General features: G+C 32.2%; 12 protein-coding genes and 1 tRNA gene. 8 read left to right on the top strand and 5 right to left on the bottom strand.

Annotation, left to right across the window (positions count from 1 at the left end; genetic code table 11):
- Positions 1-34: 34 nt before the first annotated feature.
- From Trichorick_RS03670 to hemE, 4 genes are all read right to left on the bottom strand, one after another.
- A complete protein-coding gene (locus Trichorick_RS03670; RefSeq protein WP_323737688.1) occupies positions 35-523 on the bottom strand; it encodes a phage minor head protein in 489 nt (162 codons plus the stop codon).
- A 268-nt stretch (positions 524-791) separates the two neighbouring features.
- Complete coding sequence (gene hemJ, locus Trichorick_RS03665) at positions 792-1,229, bottom strand: protoporphyrinogen oxidase HemJ (protein WP_323737687.1); 438 nt, start codon at positions 1,227-1,229, stop codon at positions 792-794.
- Positions 1,230-1,247: 18 nt separating this feature from the next.
- Positions 1,248-2,327, bottom strand: coding sequence for a ferrochelatase (gene hemH, locus Trichorick_RS03660; RefSeq protein WP_323737686.1), 1,080 nt, complete (start codon positions 2,325-2,327; stop codon positions 1,248-1,250).
- Positions 2,305-3,324: a uroporphyrinogen decarboxylase gene (hemE, locus tag Trichorick_RS03655; protein WP_323737685.1), complete on the bottom strand. Its 1,020-nt coding sequence runs from the start codon at positions 3,322-3,324 to the stop codon at positions 2,305-2,307. The genes hemH and hemE overlap by 23 nt, the downstream gene beginning before the upstream one ends.
- 395 nt (positions 3,325-3,719) lie before the next feature.
- Here hemE and Trichorick_RS03650 point away from each other — a divergent pair, with 395 nt between their 5' ends.
- From Trichorick_RS03650 to clpX, 6 genes are all read left to right on the top strand, one after another.
- Positions 3,720-4,556: a pyruvate, water dikinase regulatory protein gene (locus Trichorick_RS03650; RefSeq protein WP_323737684.1), complete on the top strand. Its 837-nt coding sequence runs from the start codon at positions 3,720-3,722 to the stop codon at positions 4,554-4,556.
- 114 nt (positions 4,557-4,670) lie between these two features.
- Complete coding sequence (locus tag Trichorick_RS03645) at positions 4,671-4,928, top strand: hypothetical protein (RefSeq protein WP_323737683.1); 258 nt, start codon at positions 4,671-4,673, stop codon at positions 4,926-4,928.
- A 161-nt stretch (positions 4,929-5,089) separates the two neighbouring features.
- The gene (locus tag Trichorick_RS03640; protein ID WP_323737682.1) at positions 5,090-7,936 is read left to right on the top strand and encodes a PD-(D/E)XK nuclease family protein; all 2,847 of its coding nucleotides are present in this window, start codon (positions 5,090-5,092) and stop codon (positions 7,934-7,936) included.
- Positions 7,937-8,218: 282 nt separating this feature from the next.
- The gene (locus tag Trichorick_RS03635) at positions 8,219-8,659 is read left to right on the top strand and encodes a VOC family protein (RefSeq protein ID WP_323737681.1); all 441 of its coding nucleotides are present in this window, start codon (positions 8,219-8,221) and stop codon (positions 8,657-8,659) included.
- A gap of 320 nt (positions 8,660-8,979) precedes the next feature.
- A complete protein-coding gene (gene clpP / locus Trichorick_RS03630) occupies positions 8,980-9,582 on the top strand; it encodes an ATP-dependent Clp endopeptidase proteolytic subunit ClpP (protein ID WP_323737680.1) in 603 nt (200 codons plus the stop codon).
- Positions 9,583-9,662: 80 nt separating this feature from the next.
- Positions 9,663-10,922, top strand: a complete 1,260-nt coding sequence (gene clpX, locus Trichorick_RS03625) for an ATP-dependent Clp protease ATP-binding subunit ClpX (protein ID WP_323737679.1) — start codon at positions 9,663-9,665, stop codon at positions 10,920-10,922.
- 585 nt (positions 10,923-11,507) lie between these two features.
- Here clpX and Trichorick_RS03620 read toward each other — a convergent pair.
- Positions 11,508-11,584: transfer RNA gene (locus Trichorick_RS03620), tRNA-Arg, on the bottom strand.
- 534 nt (positions 11,585-12,118) lie between these two features.
- On the opposite strand from Trichorick_RS03620, the gene Trichorick_RS03615 reads away from it, so the two are divergent.
- Entirely contained in the window at positions 12,119-13,729 is a 1,611-nt protein-coding gene (locus tag Trichorick_RS03615) for a hypothetical protein (protein ID WP_323737678.1), read from the top strand.
- A gap of 511 nt (positions 13,730-14,240) precedes the next feature.
- A complete protein-coding gene (locus tag Trichorick_RS03610; protein WP_323737677.1) occupies positions 14,241-18,113 on the top strand; it encodes a pentapeptide repeat-containing protein in 3,873 nt (1,290 codons plus the stop codon).
- Positions 18,114-18,251 lie beyond the last annotated feature (138 nt).

Here is an 18,251-nt window from a genome sequence, read left to right as displayed (position 1 = left end):
AATGTATATTATGACCGCTGTCTATATGCGGGCGTCACTCACCTCCATATTGATCATATAGGCTTTTTTCTTTTCTATTACGAGGCTTTGTTTTTGAAGCTAAACCCTCTCTTAATATACCATTAATAGGCGGTTCTGGCCAGGTTTTAGTATCGGTCATTTTTATCAATGCTTCGACTTTACTCAAATCTTCAATGATTACCATTACCGGCTCAGCCCAACATCGGCAGTTACGTTGTTGCCCCGGATGACCCGTAGCAGGTGGTTTATCCCAAGCGAAGACTTTGCCATTATTGGCAGCGTGCGTTAATCGGACTTTATTATCTTCTTGAGTACGCCATATGTAATGCTCTGGTGACGCCGCCTTAATTACATAATATGGCACTGTGATTGCTGTACCATATCTTAGATATGCTACAAAAGCTTTGTGGTAGGCTGGATTATAGTGTTTTTCTATGTAAAGATCTCTACGTTGCACAAAACATACCATCTTAAATGAATCATAAGATGGCCAGTATATCATTTAAGAAATACGCACTAAGTGCTTTAAGGTAAAAATATTAAATAATGCGAGTTGCCATTAAAATTGTCAGAAACTCCCGTTTCTACGTCATTGCGAGCTGATATATCCTCACGAAAATTGTTGCTAAGTTAGATATATAAGATCCCGAGCACCTAGTTTAGTGTCATTCCGAACCCATAAAGTCATCCACACTTAGCAACAATTTTCGTGGGGATATATCAGCTTGCAATGACGGCTAGAACTGGAGCTTCGGTGTTTTTAATTAGGACTACTCAAACGGTTTTATGATCACCATGATAATAGCAACCAGCATTAATATTGCTGGTATTTCATTAATGATACGATAAAATTTTTCTGAATGTTTGTTCGTACCATTGGCAAAATCTTTTCTCCATTTTGCCAGTAATCCGTGAATACAAGAGAGCCCTAATACTGCTGTTATTTTTATATGAAACCATACGCCTAAAGCAACAAAGCCATATATATGAGCATTGATTAAACCAAAAATAAAAGTCATGATCATTGCTGGATTCATGATGATTTTTAATAAACGATATTCCATCAGCTGAAAAATTTTGTCTGCTTCTGAATCTCTAGATACTCTAGTGTGATATACATAGATTCTTGGTAAATATAATAAACCTACCATCCATGAAATTACCGCAAAAATATGTAATACTTTGAACCATGAATAATAATTATCCATTAATTATTTCCTATTAATTTAAGTTTGAACATTGCATGGGCATTTTACAAATTTGTCTGGGCATATTTTTGTTAAACTACTGCTAGAACAAATATCATTTACATTATTATTTATAAATCTCTGAATAATATTCGCAAGACTATTAATAAATAATTCGCTTATTCTCAAAGTTGCTATCCTAATATACTGTATTTGATAAAGATTTGCGATATTGCCATATTCTATATCAAGCTCTACCAAAGTTTCTACATGTTCAGATACAAAGGCTATTGGTACTACAATTAAAGATTTGTTTTCGATTCCAGCATTTTTAATCTCATCTTCAGTAGTTGGTTTTAACCACTCTACCGGTCCAACTTTACTTTGATAACTAATTCTATAATCAAGATCTTTAATATTTATCTCAGCTATTATCTGCTTTACCGTTTGCTCAATTTGCCATTGATATGGATCTCCTTCATTGATAATCTTTACTGGTAATGAATGAGCAGAAAACAATATACGAAATTTTGCATCGTCTTTTATTGCTGCTATTGCTTGCTTAATTAATATAAGATGAGCTTTTATATAATCGCTTTCACTGCTGTAGCAACAAATGGTTTTTATTGGAACTTCTTTATTAATTTCACTCTTATTGATTAGATTACGAAATTCGTTAATTGCAGAGCCAGTAGTGGTAGTAGAAAATTGCGGATATAGCGGTAATAATATTATTTCTTGCGGCTGATATTGTTTTATTTGATCTATTACTGTGTAAGCTCTTGGATGCCAATGGCGCATAGAGATAAAAATCTCAAACTTTGTAGTTATTTTTTGTGATAATAAATCAGCTAATGCTTTTTTTTGTAAAATTGTTTCTTCTAAAATAGGAGATTTATTACCGATTAAAGCATATATTGCTTTAGCTTTTTCAGCTCTAATAAATGAAATTAGTTTGGCAATTAAAAAGCGTAATGGGTTAGGTAGCTTAATGATTGCCGGATCATAAAATAAATTGAACAGAAAAGATTGTACAGAATTTAAACTATCTGGACCGCCTAAATTGAATAAAACTATTGCAACCTTCTCTGCTTTTCTAATATCGGTATTCTCTGACATAATTAACTAAAAATTCAACATTTTCAAGCTTAGTCTGTGGTAAAATTCCATGTCCTAAATTAAATATAAAATTTCCTTTTGATAAATTTGACAAAATTTCATCGGCTTTTTGCGCTATAATCTCTTTGGTAGTCAGCAATATTACCGGATCAAGATTTCCTTGTACTATGATTTTATCCTGCCATTTTCTCATGCAACTTATTGGCACCGACTGATCTACTCCAATTACATCAACAGTAACATCAGTAATATATTTCTCATATAAAAAACCAGACCCTTTAGGAAAACCTATTATTGGTATATCGGGAAATATGTTTTTAATTGCTGTTACAATTTGTACTGTTGGCTCTATAACAAATTCATTATACTCAGTATTATTTAAGATTCCTGCCCAGGAATCAAATAGTTGAATTAAATCAACACCGGCTTTTATCTGTTCTATCAGATGTTGAATGGTTTTTTCGGTAATTAAATTTGTAAGTTGCTTAGCTAAGTTTTGATTTTGATAAATAAATTTTTTACTTGATAAAAAGTCTCTTTGACCCTTACCTTCTAACAAATAACTTACTACCGTCCAAGGGCTTCCAGCAAAGCCTATCAATGGAATATTGTTTGGTAAATTTGCTTTAGTTTTAGCAATTGCATCATATACTATTTGTAGTTTTTTACTATCATTATTATCTAGGTACCTAAAATCTGCAGCTGATTTAAATTGTGCTAAAACTGGGCCAATATTTTCTACAAATTCTATTTGCCACCCCAAAGCATGCGGTAAAATTAAAATATCGGAAAAGATAATTGCAGCTGAAAGATCAAACCTTTTTATTGGTTGTAGCGTTATCTCTACCACTTTATTTTGATCATAACAAAGATCGAGAAAGTTATTAACTGTACTTCTGATTTTCAGATATTCCGGTAAATATCTGCCGGCCTGACGCATTAGCCAAATAGGAGTATTCTGATTGTTAGTAACAAATTTTTGCAGAATAGAATTCATAACTTACTCAATTATATAATATTTATATAGTTAAAAATTTTGTTATAGTATACGCAGTGGAAAAGAGAGGTTAAAACTTATCAACAGCTTTATCAACATATTTTTACATTAGGAATTGTTGTAGCTATCAGCAATTTCAAGTATTTTTCACATTATTTAATTACTAATTTATACAGTGGATAAATTAGTGTATAAGGGCTTGAATGTATGTAGATAAGCCTTGTCTGCTTTACTAAGCTAATAGTTATACACAAATTTATTCACATAAGAAAATAGACTAATTTTATAGTATTTATACTGTAAATTACCACTATATGTAGTGGTTTTTTTGAATAAAACAAACTTTAATATAATTTACTTTTAATAAAATTATCCACAAAGAAATGTGAAAATTAATGAAAAAAGTAATAATACATTTAATATCAGAATCTTCCGGTCAAACCGTAAAATATGCAGCCAAATCTGCAATATCACAATTTTCTGATATAAAAGCAAAAGAGTATAATTGGCCATTAGTTAGGAATAAGGAATTGCTTAATGAAGTATTAAGAAAAATTCAACAAAAGCCAGGGATAGTGTTGTATACTATTTCTAATCCGGAATTAAGAGATATTTTAAAAAAATTTTGTTATAAATTAAGAATTCCATGTATCTCTATTGTTGGTAAGATCGTAAAAGAAATATCAACGCTGCTAGGAATAGGAGCAGAAGATATTTCAATGCAAAATCGTACTAAGCTTGATGCAAGCTATTTTGATAAGGTTAATGCGATAGATTATACTCTCAGGCATGATGATGGTCAAAATATTATTGGGCTAAATGAAGCTGATATAATCTTGATAGGTCCTTCAAGAACATCGAAAACACCAACAGCAGTTTATTTAGCCTATAATGGTTTTAAAACTGCTAACGTACCATATATCTATAATTCTCCATTCCCAGAATATTTATATCAATTGAATCAAAGATTAATAGTTGGTTTAGTTATTAATCCAGCAAGACTTATTGAGATTAGAGAAGCAAGAATGAATTTATTACAAATTACTGAAATAACCGATTATACGGATTTAAAAATAGTTCAGGAAGAATGTACTCAGGTAAAACGTATGTGCCAGCAAAAAGGATGGCCAGTTATCGATGTTTCTCGAAGATCAATTGAAGAAACTGCAGCAATTATCATGAAAAACTTTTATGATCATAAAAAATATATAAATAAATTAGAAATTGAATAAATTTATTATAAAAACGATAAAATTCTATTTGACTTAATCTTTAGTTGTTTTACTATAATAGATGTATAATAAATAATTTGTTATACTTATACCTTGCAATAATTGGAGGTTATCATGAATATGATGAATGTAAATCACCTAGAACAACAAGATTCTGTGTTTAGAAAAAACGATTTACAATTTGAAAATAAATTCAAAAGTATTAAAGAATTTAGTGATAATGATCATCAAATATTATCTGTAACCACTATATCAAAATTGATATCCAAAAAATTATTAGCAATTTCTAAGTTGAGTTTAGAGTATATAAATTCTAAAAAGGAAGCAAAAGAAGAGATTCTGGTAAGTAAATATTATACACCACCCTCGTGATTATTGCTAACATTTATAGATAGTGAATAAGTGCTTTATGTTATGGGAAGAAAATTTATTGTAGTTTAATTTTGAATTAGTTTATTTAAAGTTGAGGTTTTTACTTTAAGAATTAGTTAGTATTTTTTAAGTTTCTTCTCATAACATTTAAGATAGTATTAATGAATCTATATAGAGTTGCACCATATCACTCATTCCTAAATATTATTGCTGATTTTATAATTGCCAAATTATCCAATAATGTTGATCAGTTAAAAGTTGTTTTGCCAAGTGGCAGTGCATGCTTAAATCTGCAAAAAATTCTAATAGAAAAACAAAAAATCAGTATCTTACCGAACATCATCCCTTTAGATAATCTCATCGCTGAAGGCGCGGAAGTATTTACCATTCCTACGAAAAACATTAGTGTTTCCACTTATTTAGAAGAAAAAATAATATTGGCAGAAATTATTTTTGATTATAAGGAATTACAACTTAACATCAGCCCATCTTTAAATTTTAGTTCAAAATTAGCTCAGCTATTTTATGAATTAATCATCAGTGATATATCTATTGAAAGGATAAAAAATTTACCGACTGTTGAACAAGCAGAACATTGGCAAACAATATATAAATTTTTAGAATATGCATATGAACAATGGCAACAAAAAATAACTAATTTACAAAAGCTTGATAAAGCACATTATCAGATTAGTAACATAAAAGTTGAAATTGAACGTTTACGAAATGATAAAGCGGTAATAATAGTAGCCGGTATATTTGGTCATAATAATTTAATATGGAATTTTTTAAAACAAATAGCTGAATTGCCAACTGGTTATATAATTTTACCGCCCATTACTAATTTCAATGATCAAAAAATTAGCTCCTGTACGCAACCTAGAGAAGATGTGCTATATTGTTTACAAAAATTACTTACTGTCTTAAATAAGAATTTATCAGATTTTCAACATTTAGGTAATATCGCAGCAGTAAGCACATTGGATAAATTAATAATGCCAACAATAGACCTCGCTCACAAACCTACTTTTGCGGATAATGAAGTAGTTTGTGAGCGAGGTCTAATAGCATCAATATCTAATAAAGCTGATATAAATAATATAGAATATTTTGAGTATGAGAGTATTTTTGATGAGGCCGAAGCAATAAGTCTAATGTGTTTGAAACATGCCGATAATAAAAAGATAGCAATCATTGTTAATAATGAAAAAACCAAAGAATTATATTGTAATAGATTACGTTCTGCTGCTTTAATTTTTGACGATTTATTTGGTTCTTCTTTAAGTAAAACTCAAGAGGTTCATTTAATATTTTCCTTAAGTGAGTTGGTATGTAATATTTTTGATCTAAAAAAATTACTTATTTTCTTAAAAAATCCTCTTATATATTCTCCCTCAGTTGTACAATTTGAACAATTATTAGGTAGTAAAAATCGTTTTATTTCAAATTGGCAACAGTTGAAAGAGTTGGTTACTGCTACAAAAAATCAGGAATTAATAGAATGGTATGAAAATTTACAGCATTTGTTGGGGAGTGATTTGTATATACAGAATTATAAGTTTAGTAATATTTTACAATCAATTATTATTATTGCTGAAAAACTTTATCCGCAACTTTGGTCTAAGCTTGATATTCATGAATTCTTCTCTGAATTGATAAATTTAAATTGGCATTTTGTCTTGCCTAGTTTGATAGATTTTCCAGAGATTTTGAGATCTTTAATAATAGAAGCAAGATCCTTTGCAGAGAATAATAATTCTAATTTAATAATTTGTAGGCCTGAGGATGCGGCATTATTAAAATTTGATTTAGTGATTCTGACTAATTTTAGTGAAGGAGAATGGCCAACTTCACCTACTAATAATCCGTGGTTTAGTAGACAGATGCAAGAAGAGTTAAAATTGTATTCACAACAAATACGGTGGGGGCTATCTTTATATAATTTTTATTTGTTATTGCATAATTCGCATGTAGTAATCACTAGATTTAAGAAACAGGAAGGTAAAAGCGAACTTTTACCTTCTAGCTATATAAAAAGACTACAAATTCTATTGGACTTCTTTCAAAATTCTACCTCTGTGAATGATATTGTGAATAGAGTTACCCCTACACAAGTGGTTGAGAGGAAGCCATCAAGTAATGTTGATGACTTGTCAAATGTGTTCACAGCAGCGACAAGCGATTTTTTTCCGGATAGGCTATCAGCTACAGATATTGAAATATTAATTCGCAGCCCTTATAGTTTTTATGCTAAAAAGATACTAAGATTAAGAAAACAGGAGAGCCTGGCTAATGGTCCAAATCTGGCAGAATTTGGTAGTTTTATTCATAAGATTATCGAACAATATACAAAAGCTTATAATAATAGTTTGAGAGCACAGGATGCGTTATCCTATATATTAGATATTAGTTCTAATATATTAGCAAATAATATTTTACCAATGGCTACCAAATTAGTTTGGCGAAATAAGTTTGCAGCATTTGCTGAAGAATTTATTGAATTTGATCTAAATCGTCGTAGTGATGCCAAAGAAATCTATGCTGAAATTGCTGGAGAGACGTTTATAGAAACTAGTAACCAAAAAATAAAAATAACTACAATTGCTGATAGAATTGAAGTTGATACTCAAGGTCAACTGACTATTATAGATTATAAAACTGGTGTAGTGCCAACCAGGAAAGATATATTATCCGGATTATCTCCACAATTGATAGTAGAATCTTTGATAGCCTTAGATAGTGGCTTTAATATAGCTAATGTAAAAATAAGTAATGCACCACGAATCATATATGTAAAAATTGCCAGTTCTAAACCATATATTAAAACTACAGAAATACAATTAACCTCTATAGAACTAAAAGAACATTGTACGGGTTTACAACGTTTGTTAAATAAATATAGTTCTTGTAAAGAATTCTCTTCCCAGCTTGACTTATTAAAATACAATGATTATAAAAATTTAACGCGCAACACTAAGATGGTAGATATAAATAAAACGCTAAGATGATTTTTAGGATATTTTTTATCTCCCTACTCAAATTTTATTCAATAGCACCACTATTATCATCAAATTTGCCTTGAAATATAAAAAATATCCTAAAAATCATCTTAGCGTTTTATTTATATCTACCATCTTAGAAATGGTTGAGAATTTTTCAGACAAAAATGCAAGCGAGGATCGCAAATGTCGTTAGTACATGTTGCGACTTGAGTCAAATTTTGACAACAAAATTATAAACCAGCTATAGTTATGCAAGAGGTCTATAAATTCTAAAGAGTATTGATATATATGGTAAATAGCTATAAGCCACAAGGAGTGCCAGATTTGATTCCATATCTTACGGTACAAAATGCAGAACAATCGATAAAATTTTATAAAGAGGCTTTTGGCTTCGAAGTAATCCAACTAGGGCATGGTGAGGGTAATGAAATCACTCATGTAGAAATGCGTAAGGCAGAAGTAATAATAATGTTTTGTCCTGAAGGAGCTTTTGGTAATATCAATAAAGCTCCAATAACCCAAAATATTATTATGCCATTAAGTATGTATATTTATTGTGTAGATGTTGATAAATTATACCAACAGGCAATCAAAGTAGGAGCTATTTCTAAAATGATTCCTAGCATAGGATTCTGGGGCGATCGTTTTTGTACATTACTTGATATAGATGGGTATGAATGGTCTTTTGCTACTTACTTGGGTGATAGTAATATAGCAACCAAACATTAGACCTCTTTCGAAACTCTACTTCTGCGGATGATTTGTACACAGATCCGGTACTCGAATCCGAAACAAACCTAGAGTGCGCTGCGGGTCGAGGTTCCGTGTCTCCTTCAAATCCTCTCCCAGAAGCGAGTTTCGAAAGAGGTCTATTATAAATAGACTCGGTGAAAATCAAGAATTGGCGTCGTTATTCTTGAAGATCTGCGCTCCTCATGTACTAAGGACTGCTTGCGGTGCTCGACTTCAGAATTACTAGCTCTTCTTGATTTTGACCTTCGTCTATTTCATCTCTAATGAATTTTAAGATAACTTAATAAGGAAAAAACATGAGTTATGTACCAATAGTAGTGGAACAAACCGCTAAAGGCGAAAGATCGTATGATATTTATTCAAGGTTATTAAAGGAGCGTATAGTATTTGTTTGTGGTCAGGTAGAAGATTATATGGCAAATTTGGTAGTTGCACAATTATTGTTTTTAGAAGCTGATAATCCAGAAAAAGATATTTATATGTATATTAACTCTCCTGGAGGAGTGGTGACAGCTGGTTTGGCCGTTTATGATACTATGCAATACATAAAACCGAAGATTGCAACTTTATGTATTGGACAAGCTTGTTCAATGGGTTCATTATTGTTAAGTGCTGGGACTTCAGGAATGAGGTACGCATTACCGCATAGCCGGATCATGATTCATCAGCCATCCGGTGGCTATCAGGGGCAAGCTACGGATATAGAAATACATGCTAAAGAGACTCTTAAGATTAAAGCCTTGCTTAATAATTTATATGTAAAACATTCTGGTCAAAAACTAGCTCATATTGAAAAAAATATGGAACGCGATAATTTTATGGATCCTGAGTCAGCAAAGGAGTTTGGGCTTATTGACCAGATTATTACTAATAGAGAGTTGATTCCTAGGAAGAAATAGTATAAGTGCATTAAAAAATTGATTTACATCTACAAAATAAGTAGCTACAAGTTTTAATAAATAAATTAGTTTAAACAAATATGGTAAGTGAAAGCGAGAAAAAAACTTTACATTGTTCTTTTTGTGGAAAGAATCAATATGAGGTAAAGAAACTAATAGCAGGTCCTACGGTATTTATTTGCGATGAATGTATAGCGTTATGTTTGGATATTATCAAAGAAGAGAATAAAATAGGTCTTAAAAAAACCACTTCTTCAATACCGGCTCCAAAGAAAATTCGTCAGATTCTTGACGATTACGTAGTTGGACAGGATCGTGCTAAGAAAGTACTGGCTGTTGCAGTATATAACCATTATAAGAGGTTAGAGTATCTTGAAAAAGGCAATATTGACGTAGAGCTTAACAAATCAAACATTATGCTTATTGGTTCTACTGGATCCGGCAAAACTTTACTAGCACAAACCTTGGCAAAAATTTTAGATGTTCCTTTTACTATGGCTGATGCCACTTCTCTTACTGAAGCTGGTTATGTTGGTGAAGATGTTGAAAATATATTGTTACGATTACTTCAAGCTGCTGATTTTAATGTTACTAAGGCACAGCGAGGAATAGTATATATTGATGAAGTAGATAAAATTGCGCGTAAGTCTGAGAATCCATCAATTACCAGAGATGTTTCCGGTGAAGGAGTACAGCAGGCATTGCTTAAGATTATGGAAGGAACGGTTGCGTCTGTGCCGCCTCAAGGTGGACGAAAACATCCTCAGCAAGAGTTTCTGCAAATAGATACCACTAACATATTATTTATTTGTGGTGGAGCTTTTATGGGTATAGAGACCATAATAGCTAACCGTACAGCGCAAAGTGCAATAGGGTTTGCTGCAGATGTAAAATCTAAGCAAGAGCTGAGGCATGGTGATGTATTAAAATTACTTGAAATTGAGGATCTAATTAAATTTGGAATGATCCCAGAATTTATTGGTAGATTGCCGGTGGTTGCGACTTTAGATGATTTAGATAAATCAGCTTTAATTACTATTCTAACCTCACCTAAGAATGCAATAATAAAGCAGTATCAAAAATTATTTGAACTTGATGATATAGAGCTTGTGATTGATGATGAAGCACTAGGAGCAATAGCTGAAAAGGCTTTAGAGAGAAAAACTGGGGCTCGTGGTTTACGATCAATTATTGAGAGCCTATTATTAGAAAGCATGTATAATGTGACTGATCTAAAAAAGATGCAGGTTTATATCTCAAAAGAGGTAATCGAAGGAAAGGCTGAACCTACAGTAAGACCACGTATCCTTAAGTCTCGTCCTAAAAAATTAGCAGTATAGCCCATGCGACAATTCTAGGCTTGTAGGAGCCTTTACAAAATTCAGTCACTACCTATAACTTAAATCGATAAGTTGGTATGGTGTAAACTGCGGTTCTAATACTTGTCTAGTGCTTAACTCCTAAGACAGTAGTAGAACCATATGCGTCAAGTTAAAGAAAAATAAGCGATATGAACGTCATTGCAAGCCGAAGAGGCGATGCAATGAGGTAGGCTCTTTTCTTAACTTGATGCGTATATAGACGAAACTTCAAAACACCAAAACACCATACCTCCCAACAAAGTTGTCACAAACCTTATTAATCTAATAAAGATTGTTCACCAATAAGAGCCTGTCAGATCAGTAGATATAGAGGTAATTTTGCTCACTCAAAACGCAGTCGAAGTTCCGAAACAAACCAAAAGACTGCTTGCGGTACTCGACTTCGTTTTTCCTAAAACTTCCTCTCTTATATCTACTGATCTGACAGGCTCTAAGATCTTTTATAAAATCAAGTGATTTATATTATTCTTGTTCTGGCAGTTGAATAGAACTCATAGCGGTTGTTATTATTATTATGTTATAGAGTCGGTATTTAGGTATATATGGTGGGATCGAGAGGATTCGAACCTCCGACCTAGTGATTAGGAATCACTCGCTCTATCCTGCTGAGCTACGACCCCAATATGTAATAAATATAGCTTTAGATCCTACATGTAAATAAATAGATTAAAGCGGACTTAAAATAAAAAAAAATTAAAGCATGTATAGTGTCGCTGTCGTCTAGGCATTGCAGCCAAATTCAGCAGGACTCCTGTTGTGCGCAACAAATATCCACGCAGACTTACTCGTCTGTAACTATCTATATGACTCTAACTGTAGGTAAACAAAACGTTAATTGAGTTTTTGTCTATTTTCTTATCTTCTTAAGTAAAATTTTATTCACAAAGCTTACTATTATCATAAAAATCTAAGAAATGTAAAAATATCCTAAAAATCATTTTAACGTTCTGTTTGTACCTGCAATCTTAGTCAATTAAAAATCAGTATCCAGCTTTTGTATCGGTATAAGTATCATATTTGGTTTTTGGTAATGTTGTCTAGTATTAATATTAGGCAACATTATGTGTATATATATTGTCATTTTATAAAAATCTTGACTATAACTGTTAATTATACTAATACATATGTGCAGATATTTAAATAATAGTTAAATAATGAAAAGTAAAAAAGAAGAATATATAGAGCAATTACAGCAAATTTTAACTCAGGATAATTTTTGGAGATTATTTGTTGATGGTAAGAAGCAACAAAAGCAGCCACAACAACAAAATGGACTAAACGAAGCTAAATTTGGTCATTTAGATTGGGCAATGAGAGAAATGCATGGTCTAAAAAGAATGCAAGACACAGCCAAATGGTTATTTAGCAAAGAATATATTGATGAACCATTAAGTTATAAATTACTTACAAAAATCCATGAATCAGCATTTCCTTTTGAAGATCATTTATTATTTAGTTGGAAATCTACTATTGTTGGTACGAAAAGAACATTCGGCGTTCCAGCTTCGGCTGAACAATATCTTACAGTACGAGCTCAAGAAATTCAAATTCAGGTTGACGCTGATAAGGCTCCATGGAAATATGTTCCACAGTCAGCTACCAGAGGGATTATTGAAACAATTTGGACGCCAGAAGAAAGACAAAAATATATTGAAATACTAAGTGCGAAATATAACTCAATCAAAACAGAATTAGCTCAAGATCAAAAAGCCTTGCTACTTCATATAGTGACAATGGCACAAACTGTGGAAGATATACATAACGCTTCCGATGGTAATTGTCGCAGTATTATTACGTTATGGCTAAATAAAGAATTGGTATCGCATGGATTTAAGCCTATAATTCTTGAAGATCCTAATGATTTTGAGCATTATGAACCTCAACAATTGTTATATTTACTGGATAAAGGGCAGGAAGCTTTTTTTAAATTTTTCACTACTGGATATCCATATAATAACTGTTATATAGATGCAGAAATTCGGAATAATATTTGCCAACTTAAAAGTATTGATCTTTTATATTATACCCATCACGACAAAAAAATAGTCACTCCTAATATCATTAACCATCAACTTACAAATTATATTTATCACGGCTCAGGAAAAGATGAGATTCAACAAATAATTTCTAAACAAGGAGTAGTAAACACTTATGATAAATTTGCTCCTTTTTTAGACCAATATATTAGTATGTTAATCTTAACAAAGTATAAAGGACAAGAAAATTACTACCTGCTGCATGAAAAAATTAGTGCGAAATATTTTAAATATTATTGTGAAGCCAAAAATATTGATATTAATGAGACTAATAATTTATTTGAACAATGGTTAAATTTTGTTGAGGTAGTAAAGCTGAAGATTAATAGTATTTTTTATAATTACCAAATTTCATTACTAGATCCAGCAACTTGTCATTTATTAGACAGTGAATTGAATATTGATCAATTAAAAACTATAATTAAATGTTTTCCTAAAGAAAAATGTTCAATATATAAAACGGCAGAAGAGTTATATAAAAATATTCAACAAACTGTATATACTGCATATAATGACTCCAATAAATGTGTTAAGATGATAGCAGATTTAGCTAATGGTGTTCCTTGTAGTAAAGAGGAGTTTAGTATAATTCAAACACATGCAGCAGCGTACTTAAATACAGTAGATAAAAGTATCTATGGTATGTTTTTTAAACATTATTCACATTTACTTGACGTAATATCATATACTCAACCGGAGTTGTTAGGAGATTTTACAGAGATCGTATAGTTTGAGTAGAGGAACGTAAACTGCGGGGGCAAGAGTGCTCAATAACTATAACCTAAAAGTCACTGATTTCTACTATAAATCTCAGTCCTAAATTAGAAGTATTTAGTGCTTTGACCCGCACATACATTTTGTTTTGAATTTGTTCTATGTGTGTGACAACGTAATTGTCTGTAATAGCAGTTTATGAGAGAAGTCCAGCATATTTAACAGTGTGTCATAAATGACAGTAATTAACGAGTTTAAAAATATACTGGACTGATTTTGTATTTAGCTTGTGCAAATTTATAACTATGAGAGTCCTGAAGTTTGTTAGACATGCTTATCTTAAAAAAGAGCATGTTAACCCTTTAACCTTACTATTTTTCTGCTTTTTTATTGATAAAAAATTCAATTTATTTTGAATAATAGTTACTTATATAATAGAAATTAATTAATTATTAATTTCTACTTGTATATCATTGTATGAGTAATCATTAAAAACAACATATAGTGCTTATTATGAGGGGTCTTTATGGCAGAGGAATCAGAATTAACCTTAGAACAAAAAAGAAAATCATGGGAAGGTCTTAATCTATTGATAGATGGTGTTCTTGCCAAAAAGAAAGGCACGGGAGAAATTTTCGACCGTTTTATTAAAGATTATACCAAGCCTAACCCTGATTGGAGTTTTGGTCTCGCATGGAAGGCAATAAGTGAAATTGGTTTTGGAGCGGCTATTAAATTATGGTGGAATAGTGATAAAATAACTAAGGCTTTCAAAGATCCTGATTTTCAAAAAGATCTATTAGAAAAGCCAAAACTATTGCCTTTCATTCAAGATATAACTGAACGATTACCTCAATTGACTCAGGCATTATCAGGCATTGGCATTACCGTGGTTAAGGATAACCCTGAGCTGTTCAATGAGAAATCAATGACAGCGCTTAAAGGTACTATAGCTAACACTGCAAATTTAACAAAACTCAAAAATATGGCAGTTGAAGCTATTTCTTCAAAAGCTAATATGTCAAAAATTGCTACTGACGCCATTGCTTTAGCCATCAATGACCGCTCATTTCAGCAATTTCTACAACATAATGCCCCAACTTTCGGCACTACAATCAATAAAATGCTGCCACAATTCATGGATATGAATAATTTAGACAAGACCTTAAATCAGTATGGTCTTGCTACTAAAGATTTGCCTCAAGTTACCAAGATTTTTCCCTTATTATTAGACAAACCTGAGGTACTACAAAAAGTTTTCAATCAATTTCAAAAAAGCGACTACCCAGAAATGGTTAAAACGTTGCTGTCTAACGTTAAGGACAACTCAAATATTGAAAAATATTTCTCTGAAAACAGAGATCTATTTGTTAATGTGTTAAATACAACCATTGAGCAAACTCCTGCTCTTAAGGGGATGGGGCTTAAAGGAGAATTGTATGACATCGTACCAGCTCTACTGAAGCATCCAAAAGAACTGATCGAAATTATTGATGCCCAAAAAACTGGCAATTATACTGAGATCACTCAAAAATTTAGTGAATTGGCGAAAGACCCTCAACTTCAAGGAGCTCTCGCTAAAGCTGGGGTAGAGCTCACAGCAAAAGCAGTGGAAGCAACAATAGGAGTAAAAGTTACAGACGATATTGGACAGATCTTTACAATATTAATAAAAAATAACCAGGTTAAAGAAAAAGTTGAGCAAATTGCCGAAGCTTATCAACAAGGAAAGTGGACTAATGTTGCCAAAGAAACATGTCTGTTACTCGAGAATCATGAATTAAAAGACTATATCAAAAGCAATACAGAAAATTTAAAACAAATAGTGAATAAGGTAGTTGGTGAATTAAAGAAAGATCCAGAATCAGTGGTTTCAAAATATCTTGCAGGAGCTGATGTAGGGCAGATTGCTAACACTATATTACAAAATCCAGAACCAATGAGACATTTAGTACAAGCATATGATGACGGTAATAAAACAGAGATGGCTAAGTACGGAACACAAATTCTTGCTACCATAGCATATAATGACCCTACATCTGCAGCAAATATCGCAGCAAATGTCACAACACAGGGTATACGAGCTGCATATCAGTGGGCAACCGGGGCAGGAACGCCATCAGCTGAAGCAAAAGCACAACAACAGGAATGGGTAACTCAGACTTTAAAAGACTCAGTTTATGCGTATCGAGATACTACAGAGCCGCTAAAATTCAATGATTATCTAAAAAAAGATCTTGAACCTGAACTAAAGACAAATCCAAATTTAATTAATAGCTTATTGCAGAATATGACAATTGCAGGTAAGAGCGCAGATGAAAAATTAAAACTAGAAAATTTGATAATTGAAGGAAATAATTTTGCTAATTCCAAGCTAGAAAATGTTTCATTTAAAGATACAATATTTAAAAATACAACTTTTGATGGTGCATCTTTCAAAAATACAGATTTCACTGGAGCAACCATAGATGCTGCTACCTTTAAAAGTATCCGTAGTGAAGTAGAAAAGGGCAATATCTCGTTAAACGGAGTAAAATTTGTAGGAGATTTCAGCAATGCGGATTTCTTAAAAGTACCGTTAGATGGAGCTGATTTTACTGGAATTACCTCAATGCAAAATGCAAATCTAAAAGATATTAATTTAACCAAGGTAAAATTGCCAGAAGGTAAAATATTAGCAGATACTTATAACCTTGATAAAGCAGTTGTTACTGCAGGTGCAATTTCTCAGGAAACAATTCAAGCTCAACAAGATAAAGTTATTGATAAAGCAGTAATTCAAATTGCTAGAGTTGTTACAGATAGACACGAACCAGCAATGACCGATGCTCAAAAAACTGCTCTTAATACTACTATCAAAGAACTAGTTCGTGATGGTGGTGCTGTTGGTGAATATATCAAAAAGGGCTTGGAAGCAACTCCTGAAGACACACTCAATAAAAAATTCCCAATTGATCCGAAAAACATAACTCACGTTGCTGATTATACCGGTAAAACTAGTAATATAATGACTATACTTTTAGAGAACAAAACTAGTGATATTGCAACAATCCGTAATACTATATCAGCAAATATAATCGCTGATGAGGTAACTACAAGCTTATTCAAAGAAGGTACCGGTCGTGGTCAAGATGGTCTAACTATTAAACAGATAACACAACAAGCGGTAGTCAAATTTGCTCAAGACAATCCTGAAATCAAAACTGGACTAGCTACAGCTTTGGATAATCCAGAGCAAAAACCTCAATTAATTAATGGCATCACTGAAACCATACGAGACCCTAATAATAAAATAATAGAGAAAACCTGGGCTGGAACAGTAAGAATGGATAGTGACAGAATTCAACTAAAAACAAATATTTCAGTTGAAGATGCAGCAAATAGAATCAAGACCCAAATTAATGATACTCATGGAGTAATTACTGGTCCTGATTTAAAACGCATGATCGCTGAAGGAAAAGAGATTTCATTGGAAAATAAAAAACTTGTCGGAGATTTTTCTGGCATCGATTTATCAGGAAAATCATTAAAACTGGCTGATTTAACTAAAGTGACTTCAATGGACAACGTCAACCTTAAAGAAACTAATCTCACTGACGTAAAATTTCCAGAAAATAAACAATTATTTGTTGAGACTTATAATTTCAATAAGACAGCTATAACCGATAAAGGAGCATTTGCAGATATAATAAAACAGCAAGGTGATAAGGCGATTGAAAAAGTAGTTAATGCAATTGCTGAGGTTGCAGGTAATGCTGGTACTCCGATGAGTACTGAACAAAAAACAGCTCTTAACGCTAATATTAAAGAACTTATTCGTGAGAGCGGTGCTGTTAAAAAATATATAAACGAGAGCTTAGCTGCAACTCCTAAAGATATAACCGATAAAAACTTTCCAATCGATCCAGCAAAAATAACTCACGTTGCTGATTATGAAGGTAAAACTAGTAATATAATGACTATACTTCTAGAAAACAGAACTAATGATCTCGAAACAACTCGTAATGCTGTAGCTGCACAAGGGATCGCTGATGAGGTAACCACAAACTTATTCAAAGAAGGTACCGGTCGTGGTAAAGATGGTCTAACTATTAAACAATTAACACAACAAGCGACCACTAAATTTACTCAAGATAATCCTGGAGTTGATCTTAATAAATTTTTAGGAACTCTTGAGGGAGGTAAGCTAATTGCTGAAATTACTGAAGTAATAAAAAATAATGCTACAGAAAAAACTATGCTTGGGGCAGTAACACGCAATGATGAAAGAATTCAACTAAAAGCAAATATCCCAGTCGAAACAATAGCAAATAAGATTACTGCCGAAATGAATGTTGCTTGTGGCACAATCAAACTAAACGAAGAAGAGATAAAAACTATCACAAGCACAAGTACCTGATCTTTATCCACTAAATAAGAAAGAACACGAAGGTATAGAAACTGTAGCCAACACAATTAGTGCAAATTTATTCGGCGCAGCAGCAATAGAAGAAGGTGGCGCAAGATTTAGTGATGCCAAGATTATTGAAAATGCATT

This window comes from Candidatus Trichorickettsia mobilis (assembly GCF_034366785.1).
Classification (GTDB): Bacteria; Pseudomonadota; Alphaproteobacteria; order Rickettsiales; family Rickettsiaceae; genus Trichorickettsia; species Trichorickettsia mobilis_A.
Note: the sequence above shows the minus strand (reverse complement) of the source record. Positions and strands in the feature narration are given on the sequence as shown.